Below are 22,514 nucleotides of genomic sequence, written 5' to 3'. Positions count from 1 at the left end.
GCCTTGCCGAACCGGAAGCTTCGGGACCGAGGCGGCGCGCGGGATTGTCACTCCGCAGCGTCGCGAACGGTCCTTCAGAATTCGTCGGCACAGTCTGGCGCATCAAGCGTCGGCCCGTATGAAGCATTGGGCGGCGGGGCCGCCCCTCAATCAGTTGCTGCTGGCCAGGCATGGCGCGAGCGCGCTCGCCTTGGGATTACGAACCGCTCCCTTGGGATTAAGGGACCGGGTAAATGGTCACGCCGCTGTCAGAACCGTCCCGGACACGCTGAGGTAACCAGGGACCGTCCGCCACCGGGGCTTTAGCCCATTCCACCTCGCTGCCGCGCACCGCGCTGGTCTTAGAGGGGAACGGAAAACGCAGGAATTCCCAAAACCTTGGGAGCTCCGGCGCTGCACCGGGAGGCTGAATGCGACACAACCGGAAATATCGGCCGTCAGCATTCCGTACATACGTGGAATGGGCCAACCGTGCAAGGGAGCGTCGCACGGCGGTCACAGTCGGCGAGTTTCGCATTTTTGTCATTAAGGTTCGATTAACCCTGTGGTTCTATTGCGTTAAAAGGGCCGCTCGGAGGCACGGAATCGGTGGCGAGCCGCACAAATCAAAGGGTTTTGCTGGGTGGCGCGCTGCTGTGCACTGCACTATTGGCGGGCGCTGATTCCTGGCGTCTGAGGGCGGCGGAAAGCCAGCCGCAACCCGCTATAGCAGCGGCGAATTTTCCGATCGCCTCGGCCGCGCGCCTCGCCGGTGATGCCAAGCAGACCCGCTTCGTCCTCGACCTCGATCAGACCGTCACCTTCCGCACCGTGACCCTGGCCGACCCGTATCGGGTCGTGGTCGACGTGCCCCAGCTCAATTTTCAGCTGCCCGCCGGCACCGGGACTGGGGGGCGGGGGCTGGTCAAGGCCTTCCGTTACGGCCTCGTCATGCCCGGCGGCTCGCGAATCGTGTTCGACCTGACGGGACCCGCCAAGATCGCCAATTCCTACGTGCTGGAGGCGGCCAACGGTCAGCCGGCGCGGCTCGTGCTCGAGCTCGAGGAGGTCGACCGCACCGCTTTCGTGCCGACGATTCCTGCGGAAAAGCGTCCGGAGCTGCGGCCCGCGATCGCCGATGCGCCGCCGGCGACGGTTCCGGCTGCCCCCGCGCCGGAAACGGCGCAGCAGAAGGCCGATGGCCGTCCGGTGGTCGTGATCGATCCCGGCCATGGCGGCATCGACAACGGCACCCAGTCGAGCGGCGAGAGCGAGAAGAATCTGGTGCTGGCCTTCGGCCTGGCGCTCCGCGACAGGCTCGAAAAGGCCGGTAAATATCGTGTGGTGATGACGCGGGACGACGACACGTTCATCCCGCTCAATGACCGAACCAAAATCGCCCGTAACCTGAAAGCGGCCTTGTTCGTCTCGATCCACGCCGACGCGCTGCCCAAGGCCGAGGGTGACGCGCAGGGCGCCACCATCTACACGCTGTCCGACAAGGCCTCCGACGCCGAGGCGCAGCGGCTGGCGGATGCGGAAAACCGGGCGGATGCCATCGCGGGGTTCAATCTGGCGGAAGAGCCGACCGATGTCGCCGACATCCTGATCGACCTCACCCAGCGGGAAACCCGCACGTTTTCAAACCGTTTCGCCCGCCTATTGATGAGCGAAATGAAGTCGAGCGTACGGATGCACAAGCATCCCCTAAAGTCGGCCGGATTCCGGGTCCTGAAAGCACCCGACGTCCCGTCCGTCCTGGTCGAGATCGGCTACGTCTCCAACAAGGGCGATCTCGGGCACCTGGTGTCCGAGGGCTGGCGCTCCAAGGCTGTAGGCGCGATGGCACAGGCGATCGACGGGTTCCTGGCCAAGCGACTGGCCACGGCAGGTCCCTCGAATTGAAAGGGTTTTTCCGTCCCGCCGCAAAAGCCCTAGTTTGGCCACAGCGGGCGCTTTATAAAAATGCCGCAGGGGGTTCCGGAATCGGAGAGAATCCCGCTCGGCAAGCGTCTTTAGGCTCGGCCTTCATGTGATTGCGTAGGCCGGTGAATTCGCGACGTGAGGTTGGCACCAGTTTTAGGTGCCAGTTTTTAGGTCCTATGGGGCTGATACTGGACTGATCCAGGGTTTGAACGGATAAACAGATAATGCGCTTGCTGGTGCGGTTCATGGGCTTCCTGTTCGCCGCGGGAACGGTGGTGTTCCTTGTCGGTGTCGGAGCCGTGGCAGGCCTGATCTGGCATTTCTCCAAGGACTTGCCCGACTACTCTCAGCTTCAGGATTACGAGCCGCCGGTGATGACCCGCGTGCATGCGGTCGACGGTTCTCTGCTCGGCGAATACGCCAAGGAGCGGCGGCTGTATCTGCCGATCCAGGCGGTGCCGAAGCTCGTGATCAACGCCTTCCTCGCGGCCGAGGACAAGAATTTCTACGAGCATGGCGGCATCGATTACACCGGCATGGCGCGCGCCGGCGTGCTCTATCTGCAGAACTTCGGCTCCAACCGCCGTCCGCAGGGTGCTTCCACGATCACCCAGCAGGTCGCCAAGAACTTCCTGCTGACCAATGAGGTCTCCTTCTCGCGCAAGATCAAGGAAGCCTTGCTGGCGATGCGCATCGAGAAGACCTATTCGAAGGACAAGATCCTCGAACTGTACCTGAACGAGATCTATCTCGGCCTCGGCGCCTACGGCATCGCGGCTGCCTCGCTGGTCTATTTCGACAAGTCGGTGAACGAGCTGACCGTGGCGGAAGCCTCCTATCTGGCGGCCCTGCCGAAGATGCCGGCGACGCTGCACCCGGTCCGCAACCGTGATCGCGCCGTCGAGCGCCGCAACTACGTCATCGACCGTCTGCTGGAGAACGGCTGGATCAAGCAGGCCGACGCTGACAAGGCGCGCAAGGAGCCGCTGGCCGTCACCAACCGTTCGGGCGGCGCCCACACCTTCGCCGGTGAATACTTTGCCGAAGAAGTCCGCCGCGACATCTTCGAGCGTTACGGCGAGAAGAAACTCTACGAGGGCGGTCTCTCGGTCCGCACCACGCTCGATCCGAAGATCCAGGTCATGGCGCGCAAGACCATGGTCTCGGGTCTCGTGAACTATGACGAGCAGCAGGGCTATCGCGGCGCCATGAGCAAGCTCGATATCTCCGGCGACTGGGGCGTGAAGCTCGCCGAGATCAAGTCGCTGTCCGACATCTCGCCGTGGCGCATGGCGGTGGTGCTGGAGACCAGCGATCAGTCGGCGCGCATCGGCTTCCAGCCGAGCCGTGAGCTCGGCGGCGCCGTGAGCAAGCAACGCGAGACCGGCCTCGTCACCCTCGACGGCGTGCGCTGGGCGAGGGCGGCCCAGGGCAATGCCAAGGGCAAGACGCCGACGTCCGTGGCGCAGGTGCTGGCGCCCGGCGATGTGATCTATGCCGATCCGCTCTACAGCAAGGAAGGACAGCCGGTCGAAGGCCAGTACCGTTTGCGCCAGATCCCCGAAGTGTCCGGCGCGATGGTGGTGATGGATCCCTGGACCGGCCGCGTGCTCGCGATGGTCGGCGGCTTCTCGTTCGACCAGAGCCAGTTCAACCGTGCCACGCAGGCCTACCGGCAGCCGGGCTCGTCGTTCAAGCCGATCGTCTATTCGGCCGCGCTCGACAACGGCTACACGCCCTCGACCGTCGTGCTCGACGCGCCCATCGAAATCGACCAGGGCCAGGGCGCCGGCGTGTGGCGGCCGGAGAACTTCTCCTCGGGCAAGTTCCAGGGGCCGGTGACGCTGCGCAACGCGCTACGGCAGTCGCTCAACACCGTGACGGTGCGCCTTGCGCAGGACATCGGCATGCCCCTGATCGGCGAATATGCCCGCCGCTTCGGCGTCTATGACGAGCTGCCGAACTATCTGTCCTACGCGCTCGGCGCCGGCGAGACCACTGCGATGCGAATGGTGACCGCCTATTCGATGCTCGCCAATGGCGGCCGCCGCGTGAAGCCGACCCTGATCGACCGTATCCAGGACCGTTACGGCCACACCATCTTCAAGCACGACCAGCGCGAATGCCGCGGCTGCGACGCACCCGGCGGCTGGAAGAACCAGCCCGAGCCGCAGCTGATCGACCGCCGCGAGCAGGTGCTGGATTCCATGACCGCCTATCAGATCACCGAGCTGATGGAAGGCGTGGTGCAGGCCGGTACCGCGACCGTGGTCAAGGAGGTCGGCAAGCCGATCGCCGGCAAGACCGGCACGACCAACGAGGCCAAGGACGCCTGGTTCGTCGGCTTCTCGCCCGACGTCGCCGTCGCCATCTATATGGGCTACGACAAGCCGCGCGCGCTCGGTAAGGGCAACGCCGCGACCGGCGGCCATCTGGCCGCGCCCATCGCGCGCGATTTCCTCAAGCTCGCGCTCGCCGACAAGCCCGCCGTTCCGTTCAAGGTGCCGGCCGGCATCAAGCTGGTGCGCGTCGTCGCCAAGACCGGCATGCGCGCCGGCCCCGGCGAGACCGGCGGAACCATCCTCGAAGCCTTCAAGCCGGGCACGGCGCCGCCGGATAATTATGCGGTCATCGGTGTGGCCGACGCCGACGCGCGCGGCGGCATGCCGGCCTCGCAGCAGCAGCAGCCGGATTCCGGCTTCCTCATGCGGCCGGGCACCGGCGGGCTGTGGTAGCCGCGGATAAGGCTGACGATCGCGGTTCCGGCGGTTGCGCTTTGCAGCCGCCGCCGCTACATCCCCATCTCGAAATGCACGCGGGATTCCGCGAGACCAGAGAGCCACATGCGCGCCGAAATCGAACGGTTGGTAGAAGAGATCAAGCAGTCAGTCGGGCTGCTGAGGAGGCATCTTTGACGTCGAGAAATCGACGGCGCGCCTCGCTGAGCTGAACAAGCTCGCAGAAGATCCCAACCTCTGGAACGATCCCCAGAAAGCCCAGAAGCTGATGCAGGAGCGCACCTCGCTTGAGGATTCGCTCTCCGGTATCGGCAAGGTCGAGCAGGAGCTCGAAGACGACATCGGCATGATCGAGCTCGGCGAGGCCGAGGGCGATGACGGCGTCGTGGCCGAGGCCGAAGTGGCGCTGAAGAACCTCAAGAAGGAAGTCGCGCGGCGCGAGCTCGAGGCGCTGCTCTCGGGCGAGGCCGACCGCTTCGATTCCTATCTCGAGGTCCATGCCGGCGCCGGCGGCACCGAGAGCCAGGACTGGGCGCAGATGCTGCTGCGCATGTACACGCGCTGGGCGGACACCCACGGCTTTAAGGTCGAGGTGCTAGAGGAGTCCGAGGGCGAAGAGGCCGGCATCAAGTCCGCGACCATCCAGGTCTCCGGCCACAACGCCTATGGCTGGCTGAAGACGGAAGCCGGCGTGCACCGCCTGGTGCGCATCTCGCCGTTCGATTCCAACGCGCGGCGGCACACCTCGTTTTCGAGCGTGCAGGTGTTTCCCGTCATCGACGACAGCATCAAAATCGACATCAAGGAATCCGACGTCCGCGTCGACACCATGCGCTCGGGCGGCGCCGGCGGCCAGCACGTCAACAAGACCGAATCCGCGGTGCGCCTGACGCACATTCCGACCGGCGTCGCCGTGGTCTGCCAGGCCGGCCGCTCCCAGCACAAGAACCGCGCGCAGGCCTGGGACATGCTGCGCGCCCGCCTTTATGAAATCGAGCTGAAGAAGCGCGAGGAGAAGGCCGCCGCCGACCAAGCCGCCAAGACCGACATCGGCTGGGGTCACCAGATCCGCTCCTACGTGCTCCAGCCCTACCAGATGGTGAAGGACCTGCGCACGGGCGTGCAGACCTCCGACACATCGGGCGTGCTCGGCGGCGATCTCGACGAGTTCATGGCCGCGACGCTGGCGCAGCGCGCCTTCGGCACCACGAGCGGCGAAATCGAGGACGTGGATTAGCGATGACCCGCGTCGCCTTCATCGGGCTTGGGCGGATGGGCCATGGCATGGCCGGCCGCTATCTCGATGCCGGCTTCACGGTGACGCTTTGGAATCGCAGCAAGGCCAAGGCGGAAGATTTGATCGCGCGCGGTGCGCACTGGGCGACCTCGCCGGAGGATGCCGCGATCGATGCCGACGCAGTCGTGACCATGGTTGCCGACGACGAGGCCTCGCGCGCGGTCTGGCTCGGTCCTGACGGCGCGGCCAAGACGGCGAAGGCCGGCACCATCGCGATCGAATGCTCCACCGTCTCCTATGACCACGCCCGCGAGATGGGCCGCGAGTTCAATGCGCGCGGGCTGATCTATATCGATTGCCCCGTGACGGGATTGCCGGACGCGGCGGCCGCCGGGAAGCTGACGTTGCTTGTCGGTGCGGACGCGGCTGATCTCGAACGCGCGCGGCCGTTCCTCGAACCGATCGGCTCGACCATCCGTCATTTCGGCGCGGTCGGCTCCGGCACGGTCTACAAGCTGATCAACAATCTCATGGGCGCGATCCAGATCGCCGGGCTCGCAGAAGGGCTGGCGATCGCCGAGCAGGCCGGGCTCGACATGAACCTCGTGCTGGACTCGATCCAGGCGGGCGTCGCCGCGAGCCCCCAGGTGCAGCGTCACTCCAGGCGCATGGTCGCCCGCGATTTCTCCGGGGCGACCTTCACCGCAGCGCTGCGGCACAAGGATGCAGCCTACGCGGTGAGGCTCGCGGAAAGCCTGCTTGCCGACAAGCCGCTGGTGTCACGCGCCGCGGTCGAGTCCTACGCGCAGGCGAAGGCCGCCATGCCGGATGACGACGAGGGCAGGATGATCGAGCTGGTGTCGCGGCCGAAGAAGCCGTCCTAGCCGGACACATCGACATGGGGCAGCCTCGTTCGGAACGCGGTCTCGGCATTGCCCTCGTCATCGCCGCTGCGGTTGCCTGGAGCACGGCACCGTTCTTCACCCGCCTGCTGCCGTTCGCCCCCTGGACCATTCTGTTTTGGCGCGGCGTGTTCGCGGGCAGCCTGATCAGCGTGTTTCTCGTCGCGATGCAGGGCCGTGCGGCTCTGTGGCAATTGGTGGTGCCGGGGAGGGGTGGTTTGCTCGTCGCCTCCTTGTCCACCATCGGCATGGTCTCGTTCATCCCCGCACTTCAGATGACCAAGGTGATGAATGTCGCGGTACTGATCGCAACCCAGCCCTTTGTCGCCGCGGCGCTGGCCTGGCTTTGGCTTGGCGAAGCCGCGACGTGGCGCACGCTCATTGCGAGCCTGATCGCCTTTGCCGGCGTCGTCATCACGGTCGGCGGCGTGCAAGCCGGCGCTGATATTGGCGGCCTGGCCCTGAGCTGCCTGATGGTGATCGCCATCTCCGCCATGACGGTGGTGGTCCGGCGCCACCGCGAGACGTCGATGGTGGCGGCGGCTGCGCTTTCGAACTTCCTGGGAAGCCTCGTCAGCCTGCCGTTCGCCCACGACATCGCCCATGTCGGCAGCAACGGCCTTGCGATCCTCGCGATGTTCGGGTGCCTCCAGGTCGCGCTCGGCCTGACCTTCTACATGCTCGGCTCGCGCCTCTTGCCGTCAGGGCAAGCCTCGCTGATCGCGACTCTGGAAACGCCGCTGATGCCGTTCTGGATCTGGGCTGCGTTTCGCGAAGTGCCGGCCGTGCACGCGCTCATTGGCGGAGCTTTGGTGATCGGCGCGGTGGTCGCCGACATCGCCGGCGATGCCCGGACGCGACGGACCTCATAACGTTCTCGGAAATCGGGTGGGAAAGTTGGCTGTGCCGTCCTAAAGCACGATGAGATCAGGATGAATCGTCATCGCGCTTTAGTTTGTTGTTTGCGCATGATCTTTTCGGAAAACCGCTGCGCACTTTTCCGGATCATGCTCTAGGCGACAGGCTCGGCCACTGAGGCGAGACGTATGCCCCCGAACGACAACCGGATCGACGCGCGAGACTGGTCGCTGCTCGCAGTGCTCTCGATCCTCTGGGGCGGCTCGTTCTTCTTCAACGGCGCGGCGCTGCGGGAGTTGCCGCCGCTGACGCTGGTGTTTTTGCGCGTCGCGCTTGGGGCAGCCATTCTGCTGCCACTCCTTCGCATGCAGGGCATCAGTTTTCCCAAGGACACCGCCGGCTGGAAGCCGTTCATCGCGATCGGGCTGCTCAACAATGTCATTCCGTTCTCGCTGATCGTGATTGGCCAGACCTTCATTCCGAGCGGACTCGCCTCGATCCTGAATGCCACGACGCCGCTATTCACGGTGATCGTGATGGCAGCGGCCGGCGAGGAGGCCTTGCAGATGCGACGGGTGGCCGGCGTGGCGCTGGGCGTCGTCGGAGTGGTCATCCTGCGCGGATGGGGCATCGAGACGAGACCGGGGCAGGGGCTCGGCATCCTGCTTTGCCTCGCAGGTGCCCTCAGTTACGGCTTCGCGGCGCTGGCGGCGCGGCGGCTGCTCAAGGACTCGCCGCCGCTTGGAACGGCGACGTTTCAGCTGATGGCGTCCACGGTGATGATGGCGGTCGTTGCCGGCGCGGTGGAGCAGCCATGGCATCTGGCAATGCCGGGCGTCGCGACCTGGCTGGCGATTCTTGGTCTCGCCGCGCTTTCAACGGCGCTCGCTTACATCGTCTTCTTTCAAATCATTCAGCGCTCGGGGGCAACCAATGTGATGCTGGTGACGCTGCTCATTCCCGTCACCGCCATCCTGCTGGGATGGCTGGTGCTGGGCGAGCCGATCTCTGCGCGGGAGATCGCGGGCGCGATCATCATCGGCAGCGCGTTGCTGGTGATTGACGGACGCGCGCTCGGCCTGCTGCGTCATATCGCTTAAGTTCCCGATCCAGCGTTTCATGCCGCGGAAAATCGTATCGCTTGCCAGCGTCAAGCCTGCTTGCGACACTCCCAGCAAAACAAGACTACAAAACAGGGGAGAGACCAATGCCGGGTCGTCGCGAAAACCTTGCTGCCCTCGCCATTCTCGTCGCCGGCGTGATCGCCGCGACGCCGGCCTCGGCGCAGAAGAAATACGATCCCGGCGCCAGCGACACCGAAATCAAGATCGGCAACATCATGCCCTATAGCGGGCCGGCGTCGTCGTATGGGGTGATCGGCAAGACCGAAGCCGCATTCTTCAAGATGATCAACGAGCAGGGCGGCATCAACGGCCGCAAGGTCAACTTCATCAGCTATGACGACGCCTATTCGCCGCCGAAGGCGATCGAGCAGGCGCGCAAGCTGGTCGAGAGCGATGAGGTGCTGTTGATCTTCCAGCCGCTCGGCACGCCCTCCAATTCCGCGATCATGAAATACATGAATGCGAAGAAGGTGCCGCAGCTGTTCGTCGCCTCGGGCGGCACCAAATTCGGCGATCCCAAGAACTTCCCCTGGACCATGGGCTTCCAGCCCAACTACCAGAGCGAGGGGAGGATCTACGCAAAATAATCCGCGACCATTTTCCGAACAGCAAGATCGCGGTGTTCTGGCAGAACGACGATGCCGGCAAGGACCAGTTCAAGGGCCTGAAGGACGGGCTCGGTGACAAGGCCGGCATGATCATCGCCGACAAATCCTACGAGGTGAGCGATCCCTCGATCGACTCGCAGATCGTGGCCCTGCACGATTCCGGCGCCGACATCTTCTTCTCATGGGCCGCGCCGAAAGGTTCGGCACAGGCGATCCGGAAAGTGGGCGAGCTCGGCTGGAAGCCGAAATTTTTCCTGGCCAACACTGCGACCTCGGTCGCATCGGTGCTGAAGCCGGCCGGGCTGGAGTATTCCAGGGACATCATCTCGACGGTCTATCTGAAGGATCCGACCGATCCGACCTGGGACAAGGATCCCGCCGTGGTGAACTGGCGCGCGTTCATGGACAAGTATTACGCCGATGGCGACAAGGCCAATGCCAACAACGTCTATGGCTATGTGCAGGCCGAGGCGATGGCGCAGGTGCTGAAGCAGTGCGGCGACAATCTCACGCGCGAGAACGTCATCAAGCAGGCCGCGAACCTGAAGGGTTTTCACACCGACCTGATGCTGCCGGGCATCATGGTCAACACCTCGCCGGACGATTATTTCCCGATCGAGCAGATGCAGCTGATGCGCTTCAACGGGCAGGCCTGGGAGCTGTTCGGCGAGGTCATCACCGGCGAGGTCGGCCACGAGCGCAGCCAGTAGTCACGGCCGGCTGATCTCGTTGCGTTCGGTCTTTGCCTGCAGCACCATGCTGGGCATGATCTCCGCGCAAACGCGTTCCGCGTTTGTCGCGAGGGAAAACCGCTGCGCACTTTGCGCTCGGGCGGCCCTTCGGGTCCGGATCGTGCTTTAGCCCGCGCTGAGGCGCACGCCGGCGCGCAGGAATTTCTGCGGGTCGACCGCTTCGCCGTCGATGCGGGTTTCGTAATGCAGATGCGGACCGGTGGAACGGCCGGTCGAGCCGACGAGACCGACGACCTGGCCGATCTTGACGATCTCGCCGACCTTGACGCTGATCTCGGAGAGATGGCCGTAGCGGGTCGAAAGCCCATTGCCGTGATCGACCTCGATCATGCGGCCATAACCGCCGGACCAGCCGGCGGAGACCACCTTACCATAGGCGGTGGCGCGGACGGGATCGCCCGTCGCAGCGCGGAAGTCGAGCCCGGTATGCATCGCGGGTCGGCCGAGGAAGGGATCGCTGCGCACGCCGAAGCCGGAGGTGAACTCGACCTCGCCGATGACGGGCTTGCGATAGGGCACCAGCGCCAGCGTGCGATTGAGCCGGTCCATCTCGGCGCGGGTGGTGTTGATGCGAGAGAGCTGCTTCTCGAACGGCCCGACATTGCCGGTCAGTTTGACGGGTACGAAGGGCCCGCCCATCGCGGAGCGCGGCACGGCGGCTTCGAGATTGGCGAGGTTCAAACCGAGATCGCTGACGACCCCGCGCATCCGGCGCATCCGCGAATCCATGCCGTCCTCGACGGCGCTGAGCGCCGCCATCTGGCGACGCTCGACCTGGTCGAGAGAGCTCGTGAGCCGGACCAGGACGTTGTCAAAGCCCTGGTTCTTGGCGAACTGGCTGGTCGGCGCAGCCGCCACGGTCGGCGCGCGCGACTCGAGCCGCGCCTCGCGATCAGGCGGCGCCACGAAGATCACGGTGTCGCTGATCGGCGAGGGTTTGGATGTGCCCTGCGTCGAGCTCTGACCGGCATCGCCGCGCTGCGGCGCCGAGCGCGGGATCGATCCGGTCACGTCGGGCATGGCGCCGAGCGCCGTTGCACGGGACTCCAGCGCCGTCTGGCGCTTCATGATCTGGTCGAGCTTTTGGTCGAACTGTTCCTGGTCGAGCAATTGCCGGCTGGTGGTGCGGTCGACCTTAGCGCGCAGCTCGGCGATGCGGTCCTCATAGGCGTATTGCATCTCGGCCTGGCGGGCGATCAGGCGGGTCAGGACGTCGTCGCGAAACGCAAAATAGGTGGCGGTTGCCGCCGACCACAGGCCGAGCAGCACGACGGTACCGACGACAATCCAGAACACCACGGGCCCGAGCCGGACCTGCTTGCCGTGATGCACGATGGTGTAGGCGTCGTCGGTCGCGGGAAGCGGAATCGCCGCCGCCACTGCGGCGGCAGGACGGCGCTGGAAGGCCCGTCCGTGGTCGTGAGGATGATGCTGGGGGTACTGCGAGTATTGGGCAGAACTTTTCGACATCGGCACTCCCGCGCCGGTCGGATGGGTTCCTTGCGGCTCAATTGCCGCAGCAATCTGGGCCGGTCATGGTTAATTTTCCGGAAACGGAACCGTTAGAACTTAACGGGCTGGTTAAAGACTTCTTGCCGCTTCGAGCACTTGATCGGCATGGCCGTCGACCCGGACATTGCGCCAGATCCTGGCGATCTTGCCGTCGCTTCCGACCAAAATCGTGGTCCGAAGAATTCCGAGGAAGCTCTTGCCATACATGGATTTTTCGCCCCAGGCGCCATAGGCCTCGAGCATCTCGTGCCTCTCATCCGAGATGAGAGGAACGCCAAGCTTGTGCTTGTCGCGGAACTTCTCCTGGGCCTTTAACGGATCGGCGGAGATGCCGAGCACGGCCGTGCCCGCCTTGGCGAAGTCGTCGGCAAGCCGGGTGAAGTCGATCGCCTCCCTGGTGCAGCCGGGCGTGTCGGCGCGGGGGTAGAAGAACAGGACGAGCTTGCTGCCGGCATAGTCGGACAGCGTGACCACATCGCCGCCGTCGCGGGGCAGGCGGAAGGCGGGGGCTTTCGCGCCCTCTGCCAGGGCCACCTTCGCCGCCGCGGCCGATCTGGAGGAATTTAACTGTTTCGATGCGGCCCCATGCGATGCTGTCTTTGCTATGCTCGCGGTTGATTTGCTGGCCGGTGCCCGCCGGGTTTTGGCGAGCTTTGTTTGACTGGATGCCCGCGTTTTCAGGGTCTTCTTTTTGGCCGTCGGACTGCCGGAGGGCGTTTTGGACGATTTCTTTCGGGATTTCTTGGACATACGCCTTCCTTTCGACGCTTTCGGCGGGTCAACCAAAGCGGTATTGCAGCTCTCGTCCGGCACGCCGGATTCGTGCCCTTGGCTGGGCAAGTCTGACGGCGCCGGAATATGGTTACAAGGATTTCCACGCACCACCCCACTGCTCGTTGAACGCGCTCCCGGGGCGAAATGACGAACAGCAGGAATATTCGAGGTATGGCGGCAACGCCGGGGCGGGGCGCTTCGATCCCCGTCGACGGCTGCGGTCCGGGCGGCGCTCAATCCTATGATGGGCGCCTGTATCGAGAGGCAATGGCAAGGAATACGTCGCCCCAGGATCACAATCGGGACTTCGATCGGCGCGGCGGCTATCAAGAGCCGCCGGAATGGGACGAGGCCGATTGGGATCAGGATCAGGAGGAGGAGGCGGGCCATCGCGCGCGCCGCCTGCTGTCGCGCTCCAGTTCGCGCTTTCGGTTCGGTGACAGCTTCTCGTCGGTTCGACGGGCGCTGCCGCGTGGACGCTGGCTTCGCCGGATCGCCGTCGTCGTAGGCACCCTCGTCGTCGTCTTCGTCGGCTGTTTCGGCGCGCTGTGGTGGCGGCTTGGCGCCGGTCCGATCAATCTCGACATCGCAACGCCCTGGCTGGCTGCGGCGATCGAGGACAATATCGGTCACGGCAATACGGTCGAGGTCGGCGGCACCCAGATCGAGCGGGCCGGCCGGGTCCGCATCGCCGTCCGCATCCGCGACATCGTCGTCCGCGACCACGATCATGCCATCGTTGCCACCGCGCCGAAGGCCGAGGTGAAGCTGTCGGGCGCCGGTCTCCTGATGGGCCATTTGCGCGCCGAGAGCCTCAACCTCGTGGACGCCGAGCTCGCGATCCGCATTGCGCCGGACGGCACCGTCACCGTCTCCGCCGGCGACACCGCCAAACCGCTCGCAACCGGTGTTGCGTCCAAGAAGGACGCGGGCCTGCCGCCGACCTTCCCGCGCAATGGCGTTCCGCCGCCGCCCTTTGCGACCGCGCCTGCGGGCCAAGACCCATCCCAAGCCGCATCGCAATCGGTCCCTCAGGCGACCGCGCAGAGTGGCATCCTTCAGGGCCTCGACTGGCTCGACAGCCTGAGCATGACCGGCCTCGACGGTCAGAACCTCAACGAGATCGGCCTGAAGAACGGCAACCTGATCGTCGACGATCAGCAGCGCGGCAGCAAATGGACCTTTGAGAACATCACGCTGAGCCTGCGCCGGCCGAGCCGTGGCGGCGTCACGCTCAGCCTCGGCGAGGAGGGCGCGCGTCCGTGGATGCTGCGGGCCACGATCGGCCCCGCCGAGAACGGCGTGCGCTCGATCGACATCAAGGCCGACAAGGTCTCGACCTCCAACATCCTGCTGGCGCTGCGGGTCAAGGACCTCACCTACACCGCCGATCTGCCGCTGACCGGCGAGCTCAAAGGCGAGCTCGGCCGCGACGGTGTGCCGACCTTCTTCCGCGGCAAGATCGCGGTCGGCACCGGCAACATCATCGACACCGATACGCCCGACTACCCGATGGCGATCGACCAGGCCGAGATCAACATCGAGTGGGACGCCAATCGGCGGGTGCTGGTCGCACCTTTCAAGATCCTCTCGGGCGCGAACCGTCTGACCCTGCTGGCCCATCTCGAGCCGCCGAACGGCACCGTCAACGACTGGCAGCTTGGCTTCAGCGGCGGGTCGATCCTGCTCGGCGGCATCGACAACGAGCCGCCGCTGGTCTTCAACCGCATTGCGATCGGCTTTCGCTTCGACACCGACCACAAGCGCATGCTGCTGACGCAAGCCGACATCAGCAATGGCGAGATCGGCGTCGCCGGCACCGGCGCCATCGACTATTCCGGCGAGCCGCGGCTGACGCTGGGCTTTGCCGGCACGCCGATGTCGGCCTCCGCGCTCAAGCGGATGTGGCCGACGCTCGTGGTGCCCGAGCTGCGCGAATGGGTGATCGAGCGGATCGAGCACGGCACGCTTCAGCGCATCGAGATCGGCATCAATTCGCCGACCAGGAACCTGCCGCGCAAGGGCCCGCCGATTCCGGACGACGGCCTCTCGGTCAACATCGTGGCGAGCGGCGTCGCGGTCCGCCCCGTGGACGGCATGCCTGTCGTGCACGACGCCGATCTGAAGGCGCGCGTCACCGGGCGCACCGCGACCGTGAATATCGGGCAGGGCATTGCCGATACGCCTGCGGGCCGCAAGGTCACGATCTCCGATTTCGTCTTCGAGGTGCCCGACATGGCGCCCAAGCCTTCGCCGTCGCGCACCAGGTTCCGCGTCGACGGTCCGGTGCCGGCGGCGGCCGAAATGCTCGCCAATGATCGCCTCAGCGACCTGTCCGCGACGGTCGTCGATCCCAACACCAGCAAGGGGACGTTCACGGCGAACATTCAGCTCGGCTTGCCGGTCAAGGGCGAGCTGACCAAGGCCGACACCGTCTATGCCGTCACCGCCGATCTCAACGGCTTCTCCGCCGACAAGCTGGTGATGAACCAGAAGCTGGAGGCCAACAACCTCAAGATCACCGCCAACAACCAGGGCTATCAGGTCAAGGGCGACGTCAAGATCAACGGGCAGACGGCCTCGCTCGACTACCGCAAGCCGGCCGAGGGCGACGCGGACGTCCGCTTGCAGGCGACGCTGGATGATGCGAGCCGGGCGCGCCTCGGCTTCGATCTGAGCCCGGCCGTCAGCGGCTCGCTGCCGATCAAGGTGTCGGGCAAGATTGCCGGCGGTCCCGACCAGACCACCAAGCTCGGCGTCGAGGCCGACCTGACGTCGGTCAAGCTCGACAACATCCTGCCCGGTTGGGTCAAGCTGCCGGGCAAGTCGGGCAAGGCCAGCTTCAAAGTGGTGCCGACGGCGCAGTCGACCCGTTTCGAGGACATCGTCATTGATGGCGGCGGCGCTTCGATCAAGGGCTCGCTCGAGCTCGATCCCAACGGCGACCTCATGAATGCGAATTTCCCGACCTACTCGCCGTCCGACGGCGACAAGGCATCGCTGAAGGTCGAGCGGAGCCAGGACGGCGTGGTCAAGGGCACGATGCGCGGCGACATCTTCGACGGCCGCGGCTTCCTGAAATCGGCGATCTCAGGCAATTCCAAGGACGATTCCAAGAACAAGCTGAAGAACGTCGATTTCGACATTGACCTGAAACTCGGCGCCGTCATGGGTTTCAACGGCGAGGCGATGCGCAGCGTCGATGCCAAGATGTCGAAGCGCAGCGGGGCCATCAAGGCGGTCACGCTGAGCGGCAAGATCGGCAACGACTCGCCGGTCGCGGCCGACCTGCGCGGTGGCCGCGCCCAGGGCAACCGCGAGGTGATCTACCTCCAGACCAACAATGCCGGCGCGCTGCTGCGCTTCACCGACACCTACACCAAGGCGGTCGGCGGCCAGATGGTGGTGGCGATGGAGCCGCCGACGTCGGAGCCGAACACCTCGCGCGAGGGCCTCATCAACGTGCGCGACTTCACGGTGAAGGGCGAGGCGCAGCTCGAGCGCGTCGCCGCCGGTGCGCCCAACGGCACCGGGAATGGCGTCTCGTTCAGTGCGCTCCGCGCCGAATTCACCCGGCAGAACGGTGCGCTTACGATCCGCGACGGCGTGGTCAAGGGCCCGATGATCGGCGCCACCATCGAAGGCTCGATCGACTACCCCGGCAACCAGGTGTGCATGAGCGGCACCTTCGTGCCGATGTACGGGTTGAACAACATGTTCGGACAGATTCCGGTGCTGGGGTTGATCCTGGGGGCCGGCGACAAGGAGGGACTGATCGGCGTGACCTACGAGGTCGTCGGTACGCCGGCCGCCCCCGTCATGCGCGTCAATCCGATCTCCGCGATCTTTCCCGGCGTGACGCGGAAGATCATGGAGTTCAACACCGGCAAGCAGAACTCGCCGTTCGAGGAATTCCCGTCGCAATCGAACGACGGCTCGACCGGATCGACGCGGCAGCTCTCGAACGGTTGCAGCCTCACGCGGCGGTAAGCCACCTACTTTCCCAAGTGCTCGTCATGCCCGGGCTTGTCCCGGGCATCCACGTTCTTCGTGCAGCTCGGCCAAAACGTGGATGGCCGGGACAAGCCCGGCCATGACGAATGTGGCGACGCTTTCGTGCCAAATGTCTCGTGTTCTGAGTGGCGCGCTACGCCGCGCGCACGCCGGCCAGGAACGTGCCGACTTCCCCGGAGAGCTGCTCGGCCTGTTTGGAGAGGTTGCTGGCCGCCGCGAGCACCATGCCGGCGGCGTTGCCGGTCTCGTTGGCTGCCGTAGAGACGCCGCCGATATTGGTGGTGACCTCCTTGGTCGCCTCCGCGGTCTGTGAGACGCTGCGGGCGATCTCGGCGGTGGCGGCGCCTTGCTCCTCGATGGCAGCTCCAATCGAGGTGGCGATGCGGCTGACCTCCTCGATGGTGGCGGTGATGCCGCCGATGGCGTCGACGGCTTCCCTGGTGGCGCCCTGGATCTGCGCGATCTTGTCGCCGATCTCGCGGGTGGCCTCCGCGGTCTGGCTCGCCAGCGACTTCACCTCGGAGGCGACGACGGCAAAGCCGCGGCCGGCGTCACCGGCGCGCGCCGCCTCGATGGTGGCATTGAGCGCGAGCAGATTGGTCTGTGCCGCGATGCTGGAAATCAGCTCGGCGACGTGCTCGATCTGCTGGGCACCGTCCGAGAGCGCGCGCACGATGGTGTCGGTGCGGCGGGCGCTGTCCACGGCGCGGCCCGTCACTTCGGCGGATTGCGCGACCTGACGGCTGATCTCGGTGATGGAGGAGGAGAGCTCCTCGGCGGCGGCCGCGACGGTCTGGACGCGCTGGCTGGCTTCAGTCGCGGCCGAGCCGACCACGGCGGCGCGGCGGTTGGTGCCCTCGGCGGTGGACGACATCGACTTGGCGGTGGTCTCGAGCTCGCCGGAGCCCGAGGCCATCAGGCCGACGAGCTGGCCGACGGAAGCATCGAAACGGTCGGCGAGCGCGATCAGGGCTTCGCGCTTCTCCTGCTCGCTGCGGCTCTTGGCGGCGACCTGCTCGGCCTCCAGATTCCGTGCCGTCAGCGCGGTCTGTCTCAGCACTTCGAGCGTCTCGGCCATGCGGCCGATCTCATCGCCGCGATCGGTCTCCTCGACCGGCTTGTCGATGGCGCCGTCGGCGATCTCCTGCATGCGGTTCTTCTGGCGGTCGAGCGCACCGAGCACGTCGCGTGCGATCAGCCAGGACAAGGTCGCCATCAGCAGCATCAGGCCGATGCCGATCGCGGCAAGCTCCAGCGTCAAGGCACGGACGTCGGCGTCGATGTCGTCGACATAAAGGCCGTAGGCAATCGCGACGTTCCAGGGCGCAAAGTGGCGAGCGAATACCAGCTTGCGAACCGGAACGGTTTCGCCCGGACGCGGGAAGAGATAGGACAGGATGGCGCCTTCAGGTGCTTGCTTGGCCACGTTCACCGTGGCATCGCCGATCACGATGCCATTGGCATCCTTGATGCCGTTGTTCTTGCCTTCGAGCTGAGGCGCACCGCCGTTCATCATGACGGTTGAGTCGGCGGTGTAGACGACGGGATAACCCTGGCCGCCGCCAAACTTCATCCGCCGGCCGCGCAGCTTGAACTCGGCTTGCGCGTCGGCGAGCGTCATCTTGCCGGCGGTGACCTCGTCCTGGAGCGACTGCGCGAAGCCGTGCAGCAGGTCGACCGCGGTCTGCATCTGGCGCGCGCGATCGTCGAGCATGCGAGTCTTGCTGAGATAGCTTGAGGCGACAATGAGGGCGGTCACGGTGAGCGCTGCGAGTGCAACCATGCTGGTGAGCTTGGTGCGGATCTTCAGGTGACTGAGCAGCGTCATGACGGCCTCGAGAACGGTTGTAGAATGTTTGTTCTCGCGCAGCGGTATCAGGAAATTCTTACCATTCGTGAACGCATGAGATGACGCGTTCAGGCGCGATGCAATTCGCGCAGCCGTGGACACACATATGCAGGCGCAAGGTCAACGCCTGCGGCGACGTGTCCAAGAAAAGCTGGATCGCGTGCGTGCTCAGGTGGTGCGATCGACGCATCGATTCGCCGAGGCGTCGTCGCGCTCGGACCAGTACAGAAGTCGCGCAGCTTACGCCGCGCGCACGCCTGCGAGGAACGTTCCGACTTCACCCGAGAGCTGCTCGGCCTGCTTGGAGAGATTGCTGGCCGCCGCGAGCACCATGCCGGCGGCGTTGCCGGTCTCGTTGGCTGCCGTAGAGACGCCGCCGATATTGGTGGTGACCTCCTTGGTCGCCTCCGCGGTCTGGGAGACACTGCGGGCGATCTCGGCGGTGGCGGCGCCTTGCTCCTCGATGGCAGCGCCAATCGAGGTGGCGATGCGGCTGACCTCCTCGATGGTGGCGGTGATGCCGCCGATGGCGTCGACGGCTTCCCTGGTGGCGCCCTGGATCTGGGCGATCTTGTCGCCGATCTCGCGGGTGGCCTCCGCGGTCTGGCTCGCCAGCGACTTGACCTCGGAGGCGACGACGGCAAAGCCGCGGCCGGCGTCACCGGCGCGCGCCGCCTCGATGGTGGCATTGAGCGCGAGCAGATTGGTCTGTGCCGCGATGCTGGAGATCAGCTCGGCGACGTGCTCGATCTGCTGGGCACCGTCCGAGAGCGCGCGCACGATGGTGTCGGTGCGGCGCGCGCTGTCGACGGCGCGGCCGGTCACTTCGGCGGATTGCGCGACCTGACGGCTGATCTCGGTGATGGAGGAGGAGAGCTCCTCGGCGGCGGCCGCGACGGTCTGGACGCGCTGGCTGGCTTCAGTCGCGGCCGAGCCGACCACGGCGGCGCGGCGGTTGGTGCCCTCGGCCGTTGACGACATCGACTTGGCGGTGGTCTCGAGTTCGCCGGAGCCCGAGGCCATCAGGCCGACGAGCTGGCCGACGGAGGCATCGAAGCGGTCGGCGAGCGCGATCAGGGCCTCGCGCTTCTCCTGCTCGCCGCGGCTCTTGGCGGCGACCTGCTCGGCCTCCAGATTCCGTGCCGTCAGCGCGGTCTGTCTCAGCACTTCGAGCGTCTCGGCCATGCGGCCGATCTCATCGCCGCGATCGGTCTCCTCGACCGGCTTGTCGATGGCGCCGTCGGCGATCTCCTGCATGCGGTTCTTCTGGCGGTCGAGCGCGCCGAGCACGTCGCGAGCGATCAGCCAGGACAAGGTCGCCATCAGCAGCATCAGGCCGATGCCGATCGCGGCAAGCTCCAGCGTCAAGGCACGGACGTCGGCGTCGATGTCGTCGACATAAAGGCCGTAGCTGATGGTGACGTTCCAGGGCGCGAATTTGCGCGTGAACACGGTCTTGCGGACCGGCTCGGTCTGGCCGGGACGAGGATACAGGTAGGAGGCCACGCCGCCCTGGGCATTCTGATTGGCGGTGTTCATGATCGCGTCGGCGATCAGGACGCCATTGGAGTCGATGGCACCTGTGATCTTGCCTTCGAGCTGCTGGTTGGCGCCGTTTACGAACAGCGAGGTGTCGGGATTGTAGACGACAGGATAGCCCTGGCCGCCGTTGAAGCTCATGCGGCGGCCGCGCTGGTGGAACTGGGCTTTCGCCTCGGCCTGCGTCAGCTTGCCGGCAGTGACCTCGTCCTGGAGCGATTGTGCGTAGTTGTAGAGGAGTTCCACCGCAGTCCGCATCTGCTGGACACGGTCCTCCATCATGCGGCTCTTGCTGAGCACCGCCGAGACCCCGATGATGGCCGTGACCGTGAGTGCCGCGAGGCAGACCATGCTGGTCAGCTTGGTGCGGATCTTCAGGTGACTGAGCAGCTTCATCGCGGCCTCTACGGAACGGTTGTTATTGCTCGCATCGGTAGCATGAAGTTCTTACCAATCATGAACGTAGGCATGCGACGGCCCATCGCGCGGACGGCATTTGCCGCCTTATGCGCAAGTGTGCAGGTAAATCGCCATGCATCGCCGCGCTCCCGCTTTTTTGCGGGAGGACGTCGTTCTCAGACTTTGGTCCTGATTGGGCTTAGCCGGAGTGGCAATGAACCGATTCGCTCACCGCCTCATCATGTCCGTGCTGCTGGTCGCGGCCCTCGTTCTGATCTGGAACGTGCTGGGCTCGCGGTAGGCGGCACCGGCGAAGCTGCCGGTGCCGTCGTTTATTTGCGCCTCGACTGCACGTCCGTCAGCGCCGCGCGAACGTGTCGCCGATCGGGCCGTTATTTCTTGCCCATCGCCGCATCGGCGCTGACCGAGCCGCCGCCGGCCGACGAGAGATAGAGGCAGGCGAAGCAGAACAGGATCGCCGCGGTGCCGCCATTGAGCAGCGGCAGGAACACCGGCGTCTCGCCCTTGAACATGTGGCCCATGAAGTAAGCGAAGGCCATCTCACCCGCGAGGATGAAAGCGCTGAGGCGCGTGAACAGGCCGATCATGAGCAGCGCGCCGAGCACGAGCTCGAGCGTACCGGCCACATAGATCAGCGGCGGGATGTTCGCGAAGTAGGGAAGCACCGGAAACTTGAACAGCTTGGCGACGCCGTACTGGAACAGCAGCAAGCCGGTGATGAAGCGAAACAGGCTCAAGAGAACCGGTTGAAAGCGAACGAGATAGGGAAAGTCCATTGGTTTGTGCCCTCCATCCAATGCGCGACTTGGACCGCATTCGGTTCCAGCCTGCAAGCGCCCAAGCCCAATTTGCGCTGACATTTTTGTCATGTCGGACAAAACACCACAGGATGTGCTTTCAGCCAGGTGCGGCCCGCATTTTTTGCGCGTGTTCGTATCGCATCCGTCCGTAATTTTCCGGTGACACGAATGCGCTTAGGTTACTCCTGCGAAACCTAGCGCCGCAAGGCGGGCACGATCAGGAACGGGATCATCCCGAGCACCACGCTCGCAAGTGCGAAGGCGAGCAACGCGTTGTAGCCGTGCGTCGCATCGTGGATCAGGCCGCCGCTCCAGGAGCCGAACGCCGAGCCGAGCCCGCTGCCGATCGAGATGGTGCCGTAGATGGTGCCGACGCGCTTGCCCTGGAAGATCCGCATCGCGGTTGCGCTGATCAGCGGGCCGCGCGAGCCCATCATGCTGCCGAAGCAGACGACGAAGCCGGTCAGCAGTAGGATGTTCGGAGTGTACTGCAACAGCCAGAGCAGGACGATGCCGAGGATCGAGATCGCGTAGCTCAGCAGCACCGAGGGCCGGCGCCCGATCAGCCCGTCGAGCGCGGACACGCCGAGCATTCCAAACACCAGCACGACGCCGGAAAAACCCCAGGCTGTCGCGGCCTGGAGCGGCGGGAAACCGGCATCGATCAGATAGGCCACGATCTGGGCGGCAATCGCATACATGCCGACGGCGGTGAAGAAGAAGGTCGAGAACAGCGCCCAGAAGGCGTGATGGCGCATGGCGCCGAGCAGCGTCCAGCCATTGTCGACAAAGTTCGGATCGGTCTTCTTCACGACATGCGGCGAGCCCGCGGCGAACATGCGCCACGGCAGCAGCAACAGCGGCACCAGCAGGCCCAACGCTGCGAAACCGAACAACTGGTAGGTGTCGCGCCAGCCGATGTGGTCGATCAGGAGCTGCGAGGCCGGCAGCAGCGCCAGCACGCCGCCGCCCATCGCCGAATACACCACCGACATCGCGGTCGGCAGACGCGGCCCGAACCAGCGGCCGAGCAGGATCGAGTTCGGCACGATGCCGATGAAAGCGACGCCGATGCCGACGCACAGGCCGATCGAGAGCTGGAACTGCCAGAGATGCTGGGCGTGCGCCGCGATCAGGAACGCCGCACCGAGCAGCAGCAGGCCGAGCGCATAGACGATGCGCGGTCCGGAATGGTCGAACAGGCGGCCGACGAAGGGGGCGGTGAGGCCGCTTGCGAGCCAGGTGAGGGAATAGACCGACACGATCTGCCCGCGATCCCAGCCGAAGCTTTCCGAGATTGGCTTCAGGAACACCGTGAAGCTGTCGCCGAGCCCGCGGCCGAGAACCGCGAGCGTGAAGCAGAGCGCCAGCACGGTGAGCGCGATGCGCACGGCGCCTTGCGGCGTTGTCGCAACGCTATCCTTGCTGGTTTCCGCCGTCGCTTGCTTGGGCGTGTTCTGATCCATTGCCCGTCAGGGAGCG

13 protein-coding genes and 1 pseudogene are annotated in these 22,514 nt (G+C 65.1%); 8 read left to right on the top strand and 6 right to left on the bottom strand.

Annotated features, from left to right (window positions below):
- The first annotated feature begins 588 nt into the window (after positions 1–588).
- The 7 genes and pseudogenes from AAFG16_RS27290 (at position 589) to AAFG16_RS27260 (ending at position 10,082) form a co-directional block, all read left to right on the top strand.
- Positions 589–1,884: an N-acetylmuramoyl-L-alanine amidase gene (locus AAFG16_RS27290; RefSeq protein ID WP_342730269.1), complete on the top strand. Its 1,296-nt coding sequence runs from the start codon at positions 589–591 to the stop codon at positions 1,882–1,884.
- 245 nt (positions 1,885–2,129) lie between these two features.
- A complete protein-coding gene (locus AAFG16_RS27285) occupies positions 2,130–4,640 on the top strand; it encodes a penicillin-binding protein 1A (protein ID WP_342730267.1) in 2,511 nt (836 codons plus the stop codon).
- 108 nt (positions 4,641–4,748) lie between these two features.
- A protein-coding gene (prfB, locus tag AAFG16_RS27280) for a peptide chain release factor 2 (RefSeq protein ID WP_342730265.1) occupies positions 4,749–5,880 on the top strand; the annotation gives its coding sequence in 2 pieces (ribosomal slippage) (positions 4,749–4,817 and positions 4,819–5,880; 1,131 coding nt in all).
- 2 nt (positions 5,881–5,882) lie between these two features.
- The gene (locus tag AAFG16_RS27275; protein WP_342730263.1) at positions 5,883–6,764 is read left to right on the top strand and encodes an NAD(P)-dependent oxidoreductase; all 882 of its coding nucleotides are present in this window, start codon (positions 5,883–5,885) and stop codon (positions 6,762–6,764) included.
- A 14-nt stretch (positions 6,765–6,778) separates the two neighbouring features.
- On the top strand, positions 6,779–7,654 hold the full coding sequence (locus tag AAFG16_RS27270; protein ID WP_342730261.1) for a DMT family transporter: 876 nt from the start codon (positions 6,779–6,781) through the stop codon (positions 7,652–7,654).
- A 174-nt stretch (positions 7,655–7,828) separates the two neighbouring features.
- Positions 7,829–8,740 (top strand): DMT family transporter, encoded by a 912-nt coding sequence (locus AAFG16_RS27265; protein ID WP_283079450.1) that lies wholly within the window; start codon positions 7,829–7,831, stop codon positions 8,738–8,740.
- Between the two features lie 107 nt (positions 8,741–8,847).
- A pseudogene (locus AAFG16_RS27260) lies at positions 8,848–10,082 on the top strand (ABC transporter substrate-binding protein).
- A 147-nt stretch (positions 10,083–10,229) separates the two neighbouring features.
- Here the strand turns inward: AAFG16_RS27260 and AAFG16_RS27255 are convergent.
- A complete protein-coding gene (locus tag AAFG16_RS27255; protein WP_342730259.1) occupies positions 10,230–11,594 on the bottom strand; it encodes a peptidoglycan DD-metalloendopeptidase family protein in 1,365 nt (454 codons plus the stop codon).
- 111 nt (positions 11,595–11,705) lie between these two features.
- Positions 11,706–12,386: a peroxiredoxin gene (locus AAFG16_RS27250; RefSeq protein WP_342740980.1), complete on the bottom strand. Its 681-nt coding sequence runs from the start codon at positions 12,384–12,386 to the stop codon at positions 11,706–11,708.
- A gap of 195 nt (positions 12,387–12,581) precedes the next feature.
- Here AAFG16_RS27250 and AAFG16_RS27245 point away from each other — a divergent pair, with 195 nt between their 5' ends.
- A complete protein-coding gene (locus AAFG16_RS27245; RefSeq protein ID WP_342730257.1) occupies positions 12,582–16,400 on the top strand; it encodes a DUF3971 domain-containing protein in 3,819 nt (1,272 codons plus the stop codon).
- A 157-nt stretch (positions 16,401–16,557) separates the two neighbouring features.
- Here AAFG16_RS27245 and AAFG16_RS27240 read toward each other — a convergent pair whose 3' ends face one another.
- The 4 genes from AAFG16_RS27240 to AAFG16_RS27225 all read right to left on the bottom strand — a co-directional run bounded on the left by AAFG16_RS27240 (position 16,558) and on the right by AAFG16_RS27225 (position 22,498).
- Positions 16,558–18,252, bottom strand: a complete 1,695-nt coding sequence (locus tag AAFG16_RS27240; protein WP_342730255.1) for a methyl-accepting chemotaxis protein — start codon at positions 18,250–18,252, stop codon at positions 16,558–16,560.
- 261 nt (positions 18,253–18,513) lie between these two features.
- Positions 18,514–20,208 (bottom strand): methyl-accepting chemotaxis protein, encoded by a 1,695-nt coding sequence (locus tag AAFG16_RS27235; protein WP_342730253.1) that lies wholly within the window; start codon positions 20,206–20,208, stop codon positions 18,514–18,516.
- Positions 20,209–20,603: 395 nt separating this feature from the next.
- Positions 20,604–21,008: a DoxX family protein gene (locus AAFG16_RS27230; protein ID WP_283079444.1), complete on the bottom strand. Its 405-nt coding sequence runs from the start codon at positions 21,006–21,008 to the stop codon at positions 20,604–20,606.
- 218 nt (positions 21,009–21,226) lie between these two features.
- Positions 21,227–22,498: an MFS transporter gene (locus AAFG16_RS27225; protein ID WP_342730250.1), complete on the bottom strand. Its 1,272-nt coding sequence runs from the start codon at positions 22,496–22,498 to the stop codon at positions 21,227–21,229.
- Between the last annotated feature and the right edge of the window lie 16 nt (positions 22,499–22,514).

This window comes from Bradyrhizobium sp. B117, from assembly GCF_038969555.1.
Taxonomy (GTDB): Bacteria; Pseudomonadota; Alphaproteobacteria; order Rhizobiales; family Xanthobacteraceae; genus Bradyrhizobium.
This window is presented reverse-complemented; position numbering and strand designations above follow the sequence as displayed.

Excerpts from the sequence above, each read along its gene's own strand:
- AAFG16_RS27285 (WP_342730267.1), top strand. The coding sequence starts at position 2,130 with ATGCGCTTGCTGGTGCGGTTCATGGGCTTCCTGTTCGCCGCGGGAACG.
- AAFG16_RS27275 (WP_342730263.1), top strand. The coding sequence starts at position 5,883 with ATGACCCGCGTCGCCTTCATCGGGCTTGGGCGGATGGGCCATGGCATG.
- AAFG16_RS27270 (WP_342730261.1), top strand. The coding sequence starts at position 6,779 with ATGGGGCAGCCTCGTTCGGAACGCGGTCTCGGCATTGCCCTCGTCATC.
- AAFG16_RS27265 (WP_283079450.1), top strand. The coding sequence starts at position 7,829 with ATGCCCCCGAACGACAACCGGATCGACGCGCGAGACTGGTCGCTGCTC.
- AAFG16_RS27255 (WP_342730259.1), bottom strand. The coding sequence starts at position 11,594 with ATGTCGAAAAGTTCTGCCCAATACTCGCAGTACCCCCAGCATCATCCT.
- AAFG16_RS27250 (WP_342740980.1), bottom strand. The coding sequence starts at position 12,386 with ATGTCCAAGAAATCCCGAAAGAAATCGTCCAAAACGCCCTCCGGCAGT.
- AAFG16_RS27245 (WP_342730257.1), top strand. The coding sequence starts at position 12,582 with ATGGCGGCAACGCCGGGGCGGGGCGCTTCGATCCCCGTCGACGGCTGC.
- AAFG16_RS27240 (WP_342730255.1), bottom strand. The coding sequence starts at position 18,252 with ATGACGCTGCTCAGTCACCTGAAGATCCGCACCAAGCTCACCAGCATG.
- AAFG16_RS27235 (WP_342730253.1), bottom strand. The coding sequence starts at position 20,208 with ATGAAGCTGCTCAGTCACCTGAAGATCCGCACCAAGCTGACCAGCATG.
- AAFG16_RS27230 (WP_283079444.1), bottom strand. The coding sequence starts at position 21,008 with ATGGACTTTCCCTATCTCGTTCGCTTTCAACCGGTTCTCTTGAGCCTG.
- AAFG16_RS27225 (WP_342730250.1), bottom strand. The coding sequence starts at position 22,498 with ATGGATCAGAACACGCCCAAGCAAGCGACGGCGGAAACCAGCAAGGAT.